14 protein-coding genes are annotated in these 16,743 nt (G+C 72.0%); 13 read left to right on the top strand and 1 reads right to left on the bottom strand.

What is annotated here, in order from left to right; all coding sequences use genetic code 11:
* Positions 1 to 2,300, top strand: a 2,300-nt coding sequence (gene pheT, locus VHW64_RS10630; RefSeq protein WP_329650523.1) for a phenylalanine--tRNA ligase subunit beta, incomplete at its 5' end; no start/stop codon positions are given.
* A 41-nt stretch (positions 2,301 to 2,341) separates the two neighbouring features.
* Positions 2,342 to 4,327: a M3 family metallopeptidase gene (locus VHW64_RS10625; protein WP_329650522.1), complete on the top strand. Its 1,986-nt coding sequence runs from the start codon at positions 2,342 to 2,344 to the stop codon at positions 4,325 to 4,327.
* Between the two features lie 14 nt (positions 4,328 to 4,341).
* On the opposite strand, the gene VHW64_RS10620 is transcribed toward VHW64_RS10625, so the two are convergent.
* Positions 4,342 to 5,136, bottom strand: coding sequence for a maleylpyruvate isomerase family mycothiol-dependent enzyme (locus VHW64_RS10620; RefSeq protein ID WP_329650521.1), 795 nt, complete (start codon positions 5,134 to 5,136; stop codon positions 4,342 to 4,344).
* Positions 5,137 to 5,249: 113 nt separating this feature from the next.
* On the opposite strand from VHW64_RS10620, the gene argC reads away from it, so the two are divergent.
* From argC to VHW64_RS10565, 11 genes are all read left to right on the top strand, one after another.
* Positions 5,250 to 6,287: an N-acetyl-gamma-glutamyl-phosphate reductase gene (gene argC / locus VHW64_RS10615; protein ID WP_414690478.1), complete on the top strand. Its 1,038-nt coding sequence runs from the start codon at positions 5,250 to 5,252 to the stop codon at positions 6,285 to 6,287.
* Positions 6,284 to 7,435 (top strand): bifunctional glutamate N-acetyltransferase/amino-acid acetyltransferase ArgJ, encoded by a 1,152-nt coding sequence (argJ, locus tag VHW64_RS10610; protein WP_329650519.1) that lies wholly within the window; start codon positions 6,284 to 6,286, stop codon positions 7,433 to 7,435. The genes argC and argJ overlap by 4 nt, the downstream gene beginning before the upstream one ends.
* Entirely contained in the window at positions 7,432 to 8,388 is a 957-nt protein-coding gene (argB, locus tag VHW64_RS10605) for an acetylglutamate kinase (protein ID WP_329650518.1), read from the top strand. Before argJ ends, argB begins: the two co-directional genes overlap by 4 nt.
* Positions 8,389 to 8,420: 32 nt before the next feature.
* Positions 8,421 to 9,611 carry an acetylornithine transaminase gene (locus VHW64_RS10600; protein WP_329650524.1) on the top strand — a complete coding sequence of 397 codons (1,191 nt, stop codon included), beginning with the start codon at positions 8,421 to 8,423 and terminating at the stop codon, positions 9,609 to 9,611.
* Positions 9,608 to 10,543: an ornithine carbamoyltransferase gene (gene argF, locus VHW64_RS10595; RefSeq protein ID WP_329650517.1), complete on the top strand. Its 936-nt coding sequence runs from the start codon at positions 9,608 to 9,610 to the stop codon at positions 10,541 to 10,543. The genes VHW64_RS10600 and argF overlap by 4 nt, the downstream gene beginning before the upstream one ends.
* Positions 10,543 to 11,061 carry an arginine repressor gene (locus tag VHW64_RS10590; protein ID WP_329650516.1) on the top strand — a complete coding sequence of 173 codons (519 nt, stop codon included), beginning with the start codon at positions 10,543 to 10,545 and terminating at the stop codon, positions 11,059 to 11,061. Before argF ends, VHW64_RS10590 begins: the two co-directional genes overlap by 1 nt.
* Before the next feature lie 42 nt (positions 11,062 to 11,103).
* On the top strand, positions 11,104 to 12,546 hold the full coding sequence (gene argG / locus VHW64_RS10585) for an argininosuccinate synthase (RefSeq protein ID WP_329650515.1): 1,443 nt from the start codon (positions 11,104 to 11,106) through the stop codon (positions 12,544 to 12,546).
* A gap of 123 nt (positions 12,547 to 12,669) precedes the next feature.
* Entirely contained in the window at positions 12,670 to 13,143 is a 474-nt protein-coding gene (locus tag VHW64_RS10580; RefSeq protein ID WP_329650514.1) for an NUDIX hydrolase, read from the top strand.
* The gene (gene argH, locus VHW64_RS10575) at positions 13,140 to 14,552 is read left to right on the top strand and encodes an argininosuccinate lyase (RefSeq protein ID WP_329650513.1); all 1,413 of its coding nucleotides are present in this window, start codon (positions 13,140 to 13,142) and stop codon (positions 14,550 to 14,552) included. Before VHW64_RS10580 ends, argH begins: the two co-directional genes overlap by 4 nt.
* Positions 14,536 to 15,135, top strand: coding sequence for a DNA-3-methyladenine glycosylase (locus VHW64_RS10570; protein WP_329650512.1), 600 nt, complete (start codon positions 14,536 to 14,538; stop codon positions 15,133 to 15,135). Before argH ends, VHW64_RS10570 begins: the two co-directional genes overlap by 17 nt.
* A 10-nt stretch (positions 15,136 to 15,145) precedes the next feature.
* The gene (locus VHW64_RS10565) at positions 15,146 to 16,426 is read left to right on the top strand and encodes an MFS transporter (protein ID WP_329650511.1); all 1,281 of its coding nucleotides are present in this window, start codon (positions 15,146 to 15,148) and stop codon (positions 16,424 to 16,426) included.
* Positions 16,427 to 16,743 lie beyond the last annotated feature (317 nt).

Here is a 16,743-nt window from a genome sequence, read left to right as displayed (position 1 = left end):
AACCGCAGAAGAACGGCAAGACGATCCGCTGGTGCCAGGTGGACGTCGGCCCCCTCAACGCCGGCGTCGAACCCCGCGGCATCGTCTGCGGCGCGCACAACTTCGCCGTCGACGACCTCGTCGTGGTGTCGCTGCCCGGCGCGGTGCTGCCGGGCGGCTTCGCGATCAGCGCGCGCAAGACGTACGGGCACATCTCCGACGGCATGATCTGCTCGGTACGCGAGCTCGGGATCGGCGACGAGCACGACGGCATCCTCGTGCTGCCCGCCGATGCGGCCAAGCCAGGCGACGATGCGCTCGACGTGCTCGGTCTGCGCGACGCGGTGCTCGATGTCGCGATCACGACCGATCGCGGCTATTGCCTCTCGATCCGCGGGCTGGCTCGCGAGACGGCGGCCGCGCTCGACGTCGCGTTCACCGACATCGCGGCTGAGCTGCCCGAGCCGGACGGCCGCGCCTACCCGGTATCGGTCGACGACCCCGTCGGCTGCGACCGGTTCTCCGCGCGTGCGCTGACCGGACTCGACCCGGCAGCCCCCTCGCCGGACTGGATGGTCAAGCGGTTGCGGCAGTGCGGCATGCGTTCGATCTCGCTCGCCGTCGACGTCACCAACTACGTCATGCTCGAGACCGGGCGACCGATCCACGCCTACGACGGCGACCGGCTGCGGGGCCCGCTGATCGTGCGCCGCGCGGCCCCCGAGGAGCGCCTCACCACGCTGGACGGCGTCGACCGCGAGCTGTCGACCGAGGACCTCGTCGTCTGCGACGACTCCGGTGCCATCGGCCTGGGCGGCGTGATGGGCGGCCAGACGACCGAGATCTCGGCGGAGACCACGACGGTGGTCGTCGAGGCCGCCCACTGGGACCCGGTCTCGATGTTCCGCACCGGCAGGCGCCACAAGCTGACCTCCGAGGCCGGCAAGCGCAACGAGCGCGGAGTGGACCCGACGATCTGCGAGATGGCCGCCGACCGCGTCGTCGAGCTGCTGACCACCCACGGAGGCGGCACGGCGTCGCCGGGTGTGAGCGTGGTCGGGACCCCGCCGGAGCCGACGCCGATCGGCCTCGACGTCCGGCTGCCGGGTCAGGTCGCCGGTCTGGCGATCGCGGCGGACGTGGTCGTCGCCGACCTGAGGGCGATCGGCGCGGAGGTCTCCGGCGAGGGCACGCTAGCCGTTCTCCCACCACCCTGGCGGCCCGACCTGACCGATCCCTACGACCTGGTCGAGGAGGTCGTCCGGGTCGTCGGCTACGACCAGGTGCCCTCGATCGTCCCGGTCCCGCCGGTCGGGCGTGGACTGACCCGGGAGCAGCGTCTGCGGCGCCGGATCGGCCGGACCATGGCGGCACTGGGGTGCGTCGAGGTGGTCAGCTTCCCGTTCGTCGGCGAGGAGGTCTTCGACGCTCTGGGCCTGGCCGACGACGATGTGCTGCGGCACGCCGTCCGGCTCTCCAACCCGCTCTCGCAGACCAGTCCGCTCTACACCACCACGCTGCTGCCGGGAGTCCTGGAGGCCGCCGCACGCAACCTCGGGCTCGGGCAGACGGGGGTGGCGCTCTTCGAGACCGCGACCGTGGCCTTCCCGGCCGACCGCGGGCCCGCGCCGGTGTACGGCGTCGAGTGGCGACCGACGTCCGCCGAGCTGGACAAGCTGTTCGACACCATCCCCGACCAGCCGCTGTTCCTGGCCACCGTGCTGGCAGGCGAGCGTGACGCGGCGGGCTGGTGGGGTCGCGGACGCACCGCGGACTGGTCCGACGCGATCGAGCTGGTGCGCGAGCTGGGTCGCGAGCTCGCCGTCGAGGTCCGAGTCGAGCAGACCGAGCGGATGCCGTGGCACCCGCGCCGGTGCGCGCTGGTGCTCGTGGGTGACGTCGAGCTGGGTCACGCCGGCGAGCTGCACCCCCGCGTGTGCGAGTCGTTCGGCCTGCCTAGGGGCACCGCCGCTCTCGAGATCGACCTCGACGCGTTGATGAGCCGGTCACCCGACGTCGTCTCGGCCCCGGCGTTCTCGCCGCAGCCTCTGGCCAAGGAGGACGTCTCGCTCGAGGTGGACGCGGAGGTGCCCGCAGCCGCCGTGGAGGCAGCCCTGCGCGCGGGAGCGGGCCCGCTGCTGGAGTCGATCAGGCTCTTCGACGTCTACACCGGGCCCCAGGTCGGCGAGGGTCGCAAGTCCCTGTCGTTCGCGCTCCGGTTCCGCGCGACGGACCGCACGCTCACCGAGACCGACACCGCGGCAGCCCGCGACGCAGCGGTCGCCTCCGCCACCTCGGCCGTGGGCGCCGTCCAACGCTGACCCGGCGGCACCGAGATCGCGTCAGCGTTAAAGTTCGCCAGGTGACTGATCTCGCGCCGTTGACCATGCCCGCCGCCGACGCCGGGACCGAGGCCTGGTCGGCCTGGCTGACCACGCGCACGACCGACGAGCTGGCCCGCGCTCGCGACCTGGTCGAGGCCGTCAAGGCGGAGCGGCCACGGCGTGCGGCCGACCTGCTCGACCGCTGGAACCTCGTCAGCGTCGCCGTTGCCAACGCCCTGTCCGCGGCCGGCCTGTTCCAGCAGGTCCACCCCGATGCCGAGATCCGCGAGCAGGCCGAGCGAGCCGAGGTCGAGGGCTCCAAGCTGGTCACCGACCTCTCGCTGGACCGCGAGCTCTATGACCTGATGGTGGTCGACGACGCCGAGGAGCGCGTGTCCGGGCTCGACGACGACGCCGAGCGCGTCCGCAACTTCGCGCTGCGCGACTTCCGTCGGGCCGGCGTCGACCGCGACGCCGCCGTGCGTGACCGCGTGAGGCACCTCAACGAGCGCCTGACCGAGCTCGGCCAGACCTTCCAGCGCAACATCCGCGACGACAGCACGACGGTGAAGGTGCGACGGGACCAGCTCGACGGGCTCCCCGCGGACTGGGTCGAGCGCCACCCATGGGGCGAGGACGGTCTCGTCGAGCTCACCCTGGAGTACCCCGACGTCTTCCCGATGCTCCAGTTCGCCACCGATCGCGACGCGCGGGTCGCGGTGCACAAGGCGTTCAACAACCAGGGCTGGCCGGCCAACGACGCGGTTCTGGTGGAGCTGCTCGCCGTGCGCCAGGAGCTGGCGACCCTCCTGGGCTACGACGGGTGGGCGGCGTACGACGCCGAGACGAAGATGATCCAGACCGGTGAGGCCATCGGATCGTTCATCGACAAGATCAGCAAGGCCGCCGAGGCCTCGGCCATCCGCGACCGCGACCTCCTCCTGGACCGGATCCGCCAGGACCGACCCGACGCGGAGGTCCTCGACCCGGCCGACTCCACGCGCTACCTGGAGATCCTGCGCCGCGAGCGCCACGCCGTCGACGCGCAGGAGGTACGCCGCTACTTCACCTTCGAGCGGGTGCGGCAGGGGCTGCTCGACGTGACCGCCCGGCTGTTCGGGCTCACGTGGACCGAGGTCCACACTCCGACCTGGCACGAGGACGTCACGTCGTACGACGTGGCGCTGGGGGAGCGGTACCTCGGTCGGATCCACCTCGACCTGCACCCGCGGGCCAACAAGTTCAACCACGCCGCGCAGTTCACCCTGACCGACGGCGTCGTCGGGGAGCAGCTGCCGGAGGGCGTCCTGGTCTGCAACTTCCCCGAGGGCCTGATGGAGCACAGCGACGTCGTGGTGCTCTTCCACGAGTTCGGGCACCTGATCCATCACGTGCTGGGCGGCGGGCAGCGGTGGGTGAGGTTCGCCGGAGTGGCCACCGAGTGGGACTTCGTCGAGGCGCCCTCCCAGCTGCTCGAGGAGTGGGCGTGGGACACCGACGTCCTCGTGGGCTTCGCCACCGACGAGGCCGGTGACCCGATCCCCTCCGACCTGGTGCGACGGATGCGCGAGGCCGACGACTTCGCGAAGGGAATGGGGGCCCGCACGCAGATGTTCTACGCCGCGCTGGCCTACCGGTTCCACGAGGACGTGCCCGCCGACGGGGCCGCGCTCATCGCGCTGACGCGGAGGCTCCAGTCGGAGTACTCCATGCTCGTGGCGTTCGACGACACGCACTTCTACGCCGGCTTCGGCCACCTCGACGGCTACTCCAGCGGCTACTACACCTACATGTGGTCGCTGGTGATCGCCAAGGACCTGTTCTCCGCCTTCGACCCGAACGACATGTTCGAGCCGCAGGTCGCCGCCCGCTATCGCGACCGCATCCTGGTGCCCGGCGGGCGCCGGGACGCCGCGGACCTCGTCGAGGACTTCCTCGGTCGCCCGTTCGGCTTCGAGTCCTTCGCAGACTGGCTCGCGGAGCCGGCCCCGACCGAGGGGAGGGTGCCTCCCGACGGTCGGTAGCGCGTGGCGCCGGCCTACTGGATCGGCTCGTGGATGATCGCCCGGAACCGGTCGACGATCTCGAGGCTGCCGGAGAGATGGGTGTCTGCGCCGTCGGCGCGGCGCCACATCCTGGCGTCGACCACCTCGGCGGTCCCCGAGATCACGGCGTCCGGCTCCACGCCGGGGTCGGTCACGACGTGGAGGTCGTCCTCGTCGTGGGTGATGCCGTCGGGGTCGATGCCGTGGAAGTGGCCGAGCTGCACCCACACCTGGTCGCCGGTGTCGGTCAGGTCGACCCGGACGTAGTGGGGCAACGGCGAGAACTCACCCCACGACGGGCACCCGCCGTACATCACGTCGAGCACCTCGTCGACTCCGTCGGCGGCGAGCGCGGGCGGGAACGGCGAGACCGTGCCGGCGGCGAGCTCGGCGTCGCGTCGGTGGATCAGCGCCTCGTGGGCCTGTCGCCGGAAGATGAACGCGACGTCCTTGTGGTCGGGGTGCCAGGTCCAGGCGTGGTCCTCGGGGTCGGCCGACCCGAGGGCCTCGACCAGCCCGGCGAGCTGGTCGTCGTAGTAGGCCAGCAACGCGGCGTAGTCACGAGGTCGGACCGGCTCGGGGTAGTCGTCGGGCCCCTTCGGACGGTTGGCGATCATCCACGTCCAGAAGTGCTGCACCTCACCGAGGTGCCACAGCAGGTCGGCGGCGTTCCAGTCCGGACAGGACGGCACCGGCGTGCCAGGGTCACAGCCGGCGAGCGTGTCGCGGAAGGTCCGGGACTCGTCGCGGATGTGCTGGAGGTACGTCGGGAAGTCCAGTCGAGCCATGCTCCGAACCTAGCCGCGACGACCGACGGTCGCGACCCTCAGCCGTTCCCCGGCCACCACCAGCGTCGCTCGTGGGCACGCTGGTGAGTGAACATGCATGTCCATGTATGATCATGCACATGACGGACATCCAGGTCGCCGTGGCCGGTGCCAGCGGCTACGCCGGGGGCGAGCTCCTGCGGCTCCTGCTCGCGCACCCGAGGGTGGCGGTGGGAGCGCTCACCGCCGGTGACAGCGCGGGGGAGCGGCTCGGGCTCAGTCAGCCCCAGCTGACACCCCTCACCGAGCGCGTGCTCCTCGCGACGACCCCGGAGGCGCTGGCCGGCCACGACGTGGTCTTCCTTGCGCTGCCGCACGGCCAGTCGGCGGCCCTGGCCCAGGCTCTGCCGGAGACCAGCGTGGTGATCGACTGCGGAGCCGACTTCCGGCTCACGGATCCGGCCCAGTGGGCCGCCTTCTACGGCGGCGAGCACGCCGGCACGTGGCCCTACGGTCTCCCCGAGCTGCCCGGGCAGCGCGACCAGCTGCGTGGGGCGCGCCGTGTGGCCGTCCCGGGGTGCTACCCGACGGTGACCACGCTGTCCCTCGCGCCCGCCGTGAGCGGTGGTCTGGTCGAGCCCGACGTCGTCGTGGTGGCCGCCTCGGGGACCAGCGGTGCCGGCAAGGCGGCGAAGCCGCACCTGCTCGGCAGCGAGGTGATGGGCGACGTGTCGGCGTACGCCGTGGGCGGCGGTCACCGCCACGTCCCGGAGATCGTGCAGAACCTCGCCCGCCTCACCGCGGCGCCCGTGCGGGTCAGCTTCACGCCCCTCTTGGTGCCGATGAGCCGGGGCATCCTCGCGACGTGCTCGGCCCCCCTGGCTCCCGGAGTCTCGGTGACCGACGTTCGCGAGGCCTACCTCAAGGCCTACGACGCCGAGCCGTTCGTCCAGGTGCTCCCCGAGGGCGCCTGGCCCCGCACCAAGGCCGTGCACGGCAGCAACTGCTGCCAGCTCCAGGTCACGGTCGACCCGAGTGCCGGGCGGCTGGTGGCGGTCGGGGCGATCGACAACCTCACCAAGGGGACCGCCGGCGCTGCGGTCCAGTCGATGAACCTCGCCCTGGGTCTCGACGAGACGCTGGGCCTGCCGCTCGTGGGGGTCGCGCCGTGAGCGTCACCCATCCGCGGGGCTTCCGCGGCGCGGGCGTCGTGGCCGGTCTGAAGAGCAGCGGCGCCACCGACCTCGCCCTGGTCGTCAACGACGGGCCGACCTACACCTCGGCGAGCGTGTTCACCGCCAACCGCTGCCAGGCGAACCCCGTGCTGTGGAGCAAGGAGGTGACCAAGGACGGCGTGGTCCGGGCCGTGGTGCTGAACTCCGGGGGAGCCAACTGCTACACCGGCGCCGAGGGCTTCCAGACCACCCACGCCGTGGCCGAGCGCGCGGCGAGCCACCTCGGGGCGGGCGCCGTCGACGTCGTCGTGTGCTCCACGGGGCTGATCGGGCTGGCCAACGACCGCGGCCGCGTCCTGGCCGGCGTCGACGCGGCGTACGCCGCGCTGAGCGCGGACGGCGGAGCGGATGCGGCGCACGCCATCATGACCACCGACACCGTGCCCAAGCAGGTCGTCGTGGAGGGTCCGGGCTGGTCGGTCGGGGGGATGGCCAAGGGAGCGGGCATGCTCGCGCCCCAGCTCGCCACGATGCTCGTCGTCCTCACCACCGACGCCGTCGCCGCCGCCGAGGATCTCGACGGGGCGCTGCGCGCCGCGACCAGGGTGAGCTTCGACCGCCTCGACTCCGACGGCTGCATGTCGACCAACGACACGGTGACGCTGCTGGCCAGCGGCGCCAGCGGCATCAGCCCGAGCTTCCCGGACCTCGCCGACGCCGTCACCAGGGCCTGCACGGACCTCGCCATGCAGCTGCTGGCCGACGCCGAGGGCGCCGACCACGAGATCGCCATCACCGTCCTGGGCGCCGCCCACGACGACGACGCCGTCGAGGTGGCCCGGTCGATCGCGCGGAGCAGCCTGTTCAAGGCGGCCGTGTTCGGCAACGACCCCAACTGGGGCCGGGTGCTCGCCTCGATCGGCACGACGGCGGCGGCGTTCGACCCCGCCGACCTCGATGTCGCGATGAACGGGGTCTGGGTCTGCCGGGGGTCCGCTCCGGCCGCAGATCCCGCGGAGGTGGATCTGAAGCCTCGCCAGGTCACGGTGACCGTCGACCTCAAGGCCGGCGACGCGCGGGCCACGGTGTGGACCAACGACCTCACCCATGCCTACGTCCACGAGAACTCGGCGTACTCCTCATGACGACGCACGAGACCGCGCTCCAGACCGCGCTCGGGACCGAGACCGGCACCGGACCCGGCCCGGATCCCGCCAAGGCGGCCATCCTCGCCGGTGCCCTGCCGTGGCTCAAGCGCTACCACGGCAAGGTCGTGGTGGTGAAGTACGGCGGCAACGCGATGACCGACGACACCCTGAAGAGGGCCTTCGCCGAGGACGTCGCGTTCCTCCGCTTCGCCGGCTTCAAGCCCGTCGTCGTGCACGGGGGCGGTCCGCAGATCTCCGCCATGCTCGACCGGCTCGGCATCGAGTCGGAGTTCCGCGGGGGGCTACGGGTCACGACCCCGCCGGCGATGGACGTCGTCCGGATGGTGCTGGTGGGGCAGGTCCAGCGCGAGCTCGTGGGGCTCGTCAACGAGCACGGCCCGCTCGCGGTCGGGCTCTCGGGTGAGGACGCCGGGCTGTTCACCGCACGCCGCACCAACACGGTGGTCGACGGCGAGGAGGTCGACCTCGGCCTGGTCGGCGAGGTCGCCGAGGTCCGGCCCGAGGCCGTGCTCGACCTGGTCGAGGCGGGCCGCATCCCGGTGATCTCCAGCGTGGCTCCGGACAAGGACGGGGTCGTGCACAACGTCAACGCCGACACGGCGGCTGCCGCGCTCGCCGTGGCCCTCGGAGCGGAGAAGCTGCTCGTGCTCACCGACGTCGAGGGCCTCTACCGCGACTGGCCGGCCAGCGACGACGTGATCGGCGAGATCAGCCCCGAGGCGCTCGCCGAGCTGATGCCGGAGCTCGCCGCGGGCATGGTGCCGAAGATGGGCGCCTGTCTGCAGGCGGTCCGCGGTGGTGTGCCGAGGGCGACGGTCGTCGACGGCCGCGAGCCGCACGCCGTCCTGCTGGAGCTCTTCACCGACGAGGGCGTCGGGACCCAGGTCCTTCCCGGGGTCGCCACCAAGACCAGAAAGGCCAGGACGTGACCGACAGCCGAGCCCGCTACGCCGCGGCCGTCATGAACACCTTCGGGCCGCCCCAGCTCGTGCTGACCCGCGGCAAGGGTGCCCACGTGTGGGACGAGGACGGTCGCGAGTACGTCGACCTGCTGGGCGGCATCGCCGTCAACGCGCTCGGACACGGACACCCCGCGGTCGTGGAGGCGGTCTCCCGTCAGCTCGCCACGCTCGGCCACGTCTCGAACTTCTTCGCGACCGAGCCGCAGATCACCTTGGCCGAGCGACTGCTCGACCTGGTCGTCGGGCGTGCGGATACGCCGGGCATCTCGCGGGGGAAGGTCTTCTTCGCCAACTCGGGCGCCGAGGCCAACGAGGCCGCCCTCAAGCTCACCCGGCGGACCGGCCGGACCCACCTGGTCGCTGCCGAGGGGTCCTTCCACGGGCGGACGATGGGAGCACTGGCCCTGACCTCGAAGGCGGCCTATCGCGAGCCCTTCGAGCCACTCCCCGGAGACGTCACCTTCGTGCCGTACGGCGACGCCGCCGCGCTGGCGACGGCCGTGACCGACGACACCGCGGCGGTCGTGCTGGAGCCCCTCCAGGGCGAGGCGGGAGTCGTCGAGCCGCCCGCCGACTACCTTGCGCGGGCGCGCCGGATCACCACGGCTCACGGCGCCCTGCTCTGGCTCGACGAGGTGCAGACCGGCATCGGCCGGACCGGCGGCTGGCTGTGTGCGGCCGACGACCCCGACGTCGCGCCCGACGTGGTCACCCTCGCCAAGGGCCTCGGCGGCGGGCTTCCCATCGGCGCGTGCATCGGCGTGGGACCGGCCGGCGACCTGCTCCAGCCGGGGCATCACGGCACGACCTTCGGCGGCGGGCCCGTGGCGTGCGCGGCGGCGCTCGCCGTCCTCGACACCATCGCCTCGGACGGGCTGCTGGCGCGGGTAGCCGCGGTCGGGGACCGCCTGCGCTCCGGCCTCGCCGACCACGAGCGGGTCACCGCCGTGCGGGGCCGGGGTCTGCTCGTCGGCGTCGATGTCGACGCCGAGGCGCCGCGGGCCGTGGTCGCCGCTCGCGCCCGTGGCTTCATCCTCAACGCCACGGGTCCCTCGACCCTCCGCCTGGCCCCGCCGCTGGTGATCGAGGACGAGGATGTCCAGACGTTCCTGGCCGCGTGGCCCGGCATCATCGATGATGCAGTCGACGCAGCATCCGACGCAGCATCGGACCAGGGGGACCCCGCATGACCCGACACTTCCTGCGCGACGACGATCTGTCGCCGGCCGAGCAGCACGAGGTGCTCAGCTTGGCCGCCTCGCTCAAGCAGGCGCCGTACGACTCCCAGAGCCTGGCCGGTCCGCGGACCGTCGCGACGATCTACGACAAGCCGACACTGCGCACGCAGGCCTCCTTCGCGGCGGGCATCGCCGAGCTGGGCGGCAACCCGATGCAGGTCGACGGCTCACTGGCCGGGATCGGCAAGCGGGAGTCGGTGGCCGACGTCGCGCGGGTGCTGGGCCGGCAGGCCTCGGTGATCGTGTGGCGCACCTTCGCCCACAGTGCCCTGGAGGAGATGGCCGAGCATGCCGGGGTGCCCGTCATCAACGCCCTGACCGACGAGTTCCACCCGTGCCAGCTCCTGGCCGACCTGCTCACGATCCGCGAGCACAAGGGCGAGCTCGCCGGGCTGACCGTGGCCTTCGTCGGGGACGGCGCCTGCAACATGGGCAACTCCTGGCTGCTGGCCGGCGCGACCGCGGGGCTGCACGTGCGGATCGCGGCTCCCGACGGACACCAGCCCGAGGAGCAGTACGTCGTCCGGGCGCGCGAGATCGGTGAGGAGACAGGAGCCACCGCGGAGGTGACCGCCGACGTCCAGGCCGCCGTGTCCGGCGCCGATGTCGTCGTCACCGACACCTGGGTCTCGATGGGCAAGGAGGAAGAGGCTGCCGACCGGTTGGCGGCGTTCTCCGGCTACACCGTCACCTCGCAGCTCGTCGGGCTCGCCGCCCGCGACGCGATCGTCATGCACTGCCTGCCGGCGTACCGGGGCAAGGAGATCGACTCCGAGGTCCTCGACGGTCCGCAGAGCGTCGTGTGGGACGAGGCCGAGAACCGCCGGCACGCGCAGAAGGCCGTCATCACCTGGCTCCTGCGCGACGAGAGCGACGGTGTCTGATGACCGACTCGGCCCGCCGTCCCACGACGAAGAACTCCCGCCACCAGCTCATCGTCGAGCTGCTCTCCGGCACCGAGGTCCGCTCCCAGCCGGAGCTCCTCGAGCTGCTGGAGGGTCGCGGCGTGCAGGTGACCCAGGCGACGCTCTCGCGTGACCTCGTCGAGCTCGACGCCGTGCGGGTGCGGGCCCAGTCCGGCGCTCTGGTGTACGCCGTACCGGCCGAGGGCGGCGACCGTCGCCCGGCTGCTCCGGGGGAGACAGCGGCGGCGGGTCACCGGCTCGGACGGCTGCTGGCCGAGCTGTTGGTGAGCGCGGATGCCAGCGCCAACCTCGTCGTGCTGCGCACCCCGCCAGGCGCCGCGCAGTTCCTGGCCTCGGCCATGGACAAGGTCGAGTACGCCGACGTCCTCGGCACGATCGCCGGCGACGACACCGTGCTGGTCATGAGCCGCAGACCGGCCGGTGGTGAGGAGATCGCCCGACGACTCCTGGCGCTGGCCCAGCAGCCGGCGCCCTGACCCGCGCCCGTCGCCCGTTCCCCAACCCCAGAAAGCCACCACGTGAGCAAGGTCCTGACCTCCCTGCCCGTCGGCCAGCGCGTCGGCATCGCCTTCTCCGGCGGTCTCGACACCTCCGTCGCGGTCGCCTGGATGCGCGCCAAGGGTGCGATCCCGTGCACCTACACCGCCGACATCGGCCAGTACGACGAGCCCGACATCGGCAGCGTCCCCGACCGCGCCCTCCAGTACGGCGCGGAGCTCGCTCGTCACGTCGACTGCAAGGGCCCCCTGGTGGAGGAGGGCCTGGCCGCTCTGGCCTGCGGTGCGTTCCACGTGCGCTCGGGAGGCCGCGCGTACTTCAACACGACACCGCTGGGGCGCGCCGTGACCGGCACCATGCTGGTGCGCGCCATGCACGACGACGGCGTCGACATCTGGGGGGACGGGTCGACGTTCAAGGGCAACGACATCGAGCGCTTCTATCGCTACGGGCTGTTGGCCAACCCCGACCTCCGCATCTACAAGCCCTGGCTCGACGCGGCGTTCGTCAGCGAGCTGGGCGGCCGCCACGAGATGAGTCAGTGGCTGGTCGCGCAGGGGCTGCCCTACCGCGACAGCGCGGAGAGGGCCTACTCCACCGACGCCAACATCTGGGGCGCCACCCACGAGGCGAAGACCTTGGAGCACCTGGACGTCTCGCTCGAGACCGTCGAGCCCCTCATGGGCGTCCGCTTCTGGGACCCCGCGGTGAGCATCGAGCCCGAGGACGTGACCATCCGCTTCGACGCGGGTCGTCCGGCCGCGGTCAACGGCACGTCGTACGACGGTCCGGATGGTCCGGTGCGCCTCGTCCGCGCGGTCAACGACATCGGCGGCCGACACGGCCTGGGCATGTGCGACCAGATCGAGAACCGCATCATCGAGGCCAAGTCGCGAGGCGTCTACGAGGCGCCCGGGATGGCCCTGCTCTTCATCGCCTACGAGCGGCTCCTCAATGCCATCCACAACGAGGACACCCTGGCCAGCTACCACGCCGAGGGCCGAAGGCTGGGCCGCCTGCTCTACGAGGGACGGTGGCTGGACCCCCAGGCACTGATGCTGCGCGAGTCGCTCCAGCGGTGGGTCGGCTCGGTGGTGACCGGCGAGGTGACGGTCCGGCTGCGACGCGGCGAGGACTACACGATCCTGCGCACCGACGGCCCGGCCTTCTCCTACCACCCGGACAGGCTCTCCATGGAGCGCGTCGAGAACGCCGCCTTCGGTCCCACCGACCGGATCGGGCAGCTCACCCTGCGCAACCTCGACATCGCCGACTCCCGGTCCAAGCTCGAGCTCTACGCCGGTCAGCCGCTCGACCAGGGCACCGTGCTGGTCGAGCACGGCATCCTGCTCGGGGAGCTGCCCGCCGGGGGAGCGCAACGCATCGCCGCCAACCCCGCCCGCGAGGACGCCGGTGACGACGAGGCACTGGACAACGCCGCCATGGAGTTCGGCACCGACTGACCGCCAACCCGGCCCCGAGGTGCACCGCTATGACGCCGACCCGGCACCAGAGTGCCCACGAAACGTCGCCGAGCCGGCACATGCTGGCGCGACGAAGAACCCCCAACTGCTAGGAAGGTGGCCGTGACCGAGCCGATCCGTCGTACCACCGCGCGAGTCCTCCCGGTCGACGTCGACGGTGAGGTGCTGCTGCTTCAGGACCAGGACCCGGCTCACCCGGGTGTCCTGCGGTGGGGCAGCATCGGGGGCGCCGCCGACGAGGGGGAGACGTTGCTGGAGGCCGCCCTGCGGGAGCTCCACGAGGAGACCGGAATCGTCGTCCCCGCCTCGGAGCTCACCGAGCCGTTCCTGCGGTCCAGCTACGACTTCAGCTGGGGCGGCACGCCGTACCGCAGCGACTCGACGTTCTTCGGGCTGCTGCTCGATCGCGGCGTCGAGGTCAGCTTCGCGCACCTCGAGGAGGCCGAGGTCGGCAACGTGCTCGCGGCCCGGTGGTGGCGTCCCGAGGACCTCCGGGAGGCCGGCGGCGCGGTCGCCGACGACCTGCCCGAGATCATGGTGGCGGCTGTCCACGCGGTGCTGGGGGTTCGTCGGTGAGCACGCACGAAGGCTCCCTGTGGGGTGGTCGCTTCTCCCGGGGTCCCTCCCCGGAGCTCGAGGCGCTCTCGAGGTCGACCCACTTCGACTGGCGGCTGGTGCCCTACGACGTCGCGGGCTCGACCGCCCATGCCAACGCCCTGCACCGCGCCGGCCTCCTGACCGACCACGACCACGCCGCCCTGCTGGCCGGCCTGACCGCGCTGAGCGAGGAGTACGACGCGGGGTCGCTCCACCCCGAACCCGCCGACGAGGACGTCCACGGAGCCCTCGAGAGGCTCCTGGTCGAGCGGCTCGGACCCGATCTGGGTGGCCGGCTCAGGGCGGGCCGCAGCCGCAACGACCAGGTGGCGACGCTGTTCAAGGCCTACCTGCGTGACCAGGCGCGGACGGTGTCGGCGCTCCTGCTGGAGCTCGTCGAGGCGTTGGCCGGTCACGCCCGGGACCACCTCGGCGCCGTCATGCCCGGCCGGACGCATCTCCAGCACGCCCAGCCCGTGCTGCTGTCGCATCACCTGCTGGCGCACGCCTGGCCGTTGGTCCGCGACGTCGAGCGACTGCGCGACTGGGACGCGCGCGTCGCGGCGGACTCGCCGTACGGGTCGGGCGCTCTCGCCGGGTCGAGCCTTGGTCTCGACCCGCGAACGGTCGCCCACGAGCTCGGCTTCTCCGACTCGAGCGCCAACTCCATCGACGGCACAGCCGCGCGGGACTTCGTCGCGGAGTTCGCGTTCGTCGCGGCGATGACCGGGGTCGACCTCAGCCGGCTCGCGGAGGAGCTGGTCATCTGGACGACGGCGGAGTTCGGCTTCGCCCGCCTCGACGACGCCTACTCCACCGGCTCGAGCATCATGCCGCAGAAGAAGAACCCCGACATCGCCGAGCTGACCCGGGGGAAGGCCGGCCGTCTCATCGGGAGCCTTACGGGGGTGCTGGCCACACTCAAGGGTCTCCCTCTGGCCTACAACCGCGATCTCCAGGAGGACAAGGAACCGGTGTTCGACTCGGTCGACACCTTGGTCGTCGTTCTGCCGGCGTTGACGGGGATGGTCGCGACCACGGTCTTCGACACCGCCCGCATGCGCGAGCTCGCTCCCCAGGGCTTCTCGCTGGCCACGGACCTCGCGGAGTGGCTCGTCCGCGGGGGAATGCCCTTCCGTGAGGCACACGAGGTGGCGGGAGCCGCCGTGCGCCGATGCGAGGAGCTCGGCTGTGACCTGCCCGACCTGACCGACGACCAGCTGGCCGAGCTCTCGCCGACGCTGACGCCGCCGGTCCGCGACGTCCTCACCGTCGAGGGCTCGGTGGCCTCGCGCAGCGGCCGGGGTGGTACGTCGCCCGAACGCGTCGGCGAGCAGCTCGTCGAGCTGGCGACCCGCGTCGAGGCGGCCCGTGCCACGCTCGGCTGACCTCAGGGCCCTGCTGGCCGGGCCGGTGCTCGAGGTGGCTCCCCGCCTGCTCGGCTCGACGCTGCGGCACGGGCCCGTCGCCTGTCGGATCACCGAGGTCGAGGCCTACGACGGCGCCAACGACCCGGGGTCGCACGCCGCGCGGGGACGGACGCCGCGCAACGCGGTGATGTTCGGCGAGCCGGGGCACCTCTACGTGTACTTCACCTACGGCATGCACTTCTGCTGCAACGTCGTGTGCGGCCCGGAGAGGACGGCGAGCGCGGTGCTGCTCCGGGCGGGTGCGATCGTCGCCGGGAGGGAGGTGGCCCGGGAGCGGCGTGCCACGGCTCGGACCGACCGCGACCTGGCGCGCGGGCCGGCGCGGCTGTGCCAGGCCCTGTCGATCGGTCGTGACCAGAACGGCCACGACCTGACCCGCGAGCCGCTCGTCCTCGAGCCGGGTCCACCGGTGCGCGAGGTGCTCACCGGACCTCGCGTCGGGCTCCGCGAGGCCCCTGACCGCCCGTGGCGGTTCTGGCTCCCGGGAGAGCCCTCGGTGAGTGCCTACCGCCCTGCCACCCGGCGGGGGGTCAGGCCCTAGGGTCGACGTCGTGGGGGTGAGGGAGCTGCTGGCCGACACCACCCCCCTCACCGTCCCGCCGTTTCGCCGTCTCTGGTCGGCGAACATCATCACCGTCGTCGGAGCCCAGCTCACCGTCGTCGCGGTGCCCGCGCAGATCTATGCCATCACCGGCTCGTCGGCCTACGTCGGGCTCACCGGCGTCTTCGGTCTGGTGCCGCTGGTGGTCTTCGGCCTGTGGGGTGGAGCCCTGGCGGACGTCTTCGACCGGCGGACGTTGCTGCGCGCCACGACGATCGGGTTGATCGCGACCAGCGCCGCCTTCTGGGTGCAGGCGGCGCTCGGGCTGGACAACGTGTGGCTGCTGCTGAGTCTCTTCGCGGTCCAGCAGGCGTTCTTCGCCGTGAACCAGCCGACGCGCAGCGCGGTTCTGCCGCGCCTGTTGCCCCCCGAGCTGCTACCCGCCGCCAACGCGCTCAACACGACCGTGATGCAGGCCGGCGCGATCGCCGGTCCCCTGGTAGGCGGCGCGCTCATCCCGGTGCTGGGCTACTCCGCGCTCTACCTGATCGACACCTGCACCCTGTTCGCGACCCTATGGGCCGTCATCGCGCTGCCCCGGCTTCGGATCGAGGGCGCCACGGGCAACGCTCCCGGCCTGCGCGCCGTGCTCGACGGCTTCGCCTACCTGCGGGGCCATCGGCTGCTCCTGATGAGCTTCGTGGTCGACATCATCGCGATGGTCTTCGGCATGCCGAGAGCGCTGTTCCCCCAGGTCGCTCACCAGAGCTTCCACGGCCCGCCACAGGGCGGTCTGGCGTTCGCCCTGCTGTTCGCCGGCATCCCGGCGGGCGCCGTGCTGGGCGGGGTGTTCTCCGGCTGGCTCTCACGCGTGCGCCGGCAGGGCCTGGCGGTCGTGCTCGCGATCGTCGGGTGGGGGCTGGCGATGACGGCGTTCGGTGGCGCCGTCGGGCTCGCTCCGCACGCCCGCAAGACCATGCTGGGGGTAGCCGTGGCGGCGCTCGCCGTGGGCGGAGCGGCCGACATGGCCTCAGCCGCCTTCCGGTCGAGCATGCTCATGGGCGCGGCGACCGACGCCGTGCGGGGCCGGCTCCAGGGAGTGTTCGTCGTCGTCGTCGCCGGTGGTCCTCGGGTGGCAGATGTCGTACACGGCGGGTCCGCAGCGGCACTCGGGACCGCCCTGACGGCGGCCGCGGGCGGGGTGCTCGTGATCGTGCTGGTCGCGCTCGCGGCCGCCGCGGTGCCGTCGTTCCTCCAGTACCGCGCGGGCGCGGGCGGTCCCGGCGGGTGACGGGGTTTGGACCCGAGGAGCAGGGTCGGTAGAGTTGCCCCTCGCGCCTCAGGAGGGCCCTCGACGAGGGCCCCCAGCAGGGCGCGGCGAGCCGGATCCGATTTGACGCTCCTGGGCGTGGGCCGGTAAGTTTTGTCAGGTTGCCCCCGAGTCTGCCTCGATCGAGGCCGCTCCGGTGTGCGTCTGATTTTTGAGAACTCAACAGTGTGTTTGTCGATGAATTGGTTTGTATGTTGAAACCTCCGTCCGTCCTGCTGCATGGTTTTTGGGTGTGGTGGGGTGGTTGGTTTTTTTGAGTTGACGAACTGTGATTCTGG

Source organism: Nocardioides sp., from assembly GCF_036267815.1.
Taxonomy (GTDB): Bacteria; Actinomycetota; Actinomycetes; order Propionibacteriales; family Nocardioidaceae; genus Nocardioides.
This window is presented reverse-complemented; position numbering and strand designations above follow the sequence as displayed.

Excerpts from the sequence above, each read along its gene's own strand:
- VHW64_RS10620 (WP_329650521.1), bottom strand. The coding sequence starts at position 5,136 with ATGGCTCGACTGGACTTCCCGACGTACCTCCAGCACATCCGCGACGAG.
- argC (WP_414690478.1), top strand. The coding sequence starts at position 5,250 with ATGCACATGACGGACATCCAGGTCGCCGTGGCCGGTGCCAGCGGCTAC.
- argB (WP_329650518.1), top strand. The coding sequence starts at position 7,432 with ATGACGACGCACGAGACCGCGCTCCAGACCGCGCTCGGGACCGAGACC.
- VHW64_RS10600 (WP_329650524.1), top strand. The coding sequence starts at position 8,421 with ATGAACACCTTCGGGCCGCCCCAGCTCGTGCTGACCCGCGGCAAGGGT.
- argF (WP_329650517.1), top strand. The coding sequence starts at position 9,608 with ATGACCCGACACTTCCTGCGCGACGACGATCTGTCGCCGGCCGAGCAG.
- VHW64_RS10590 (WP_329650516.1), top strand. The coding sequence starts at position 10,543 with ATGACCGACTCGGCCCGCCGTCCCACGACGAAGAACTCCCGCCACCAG.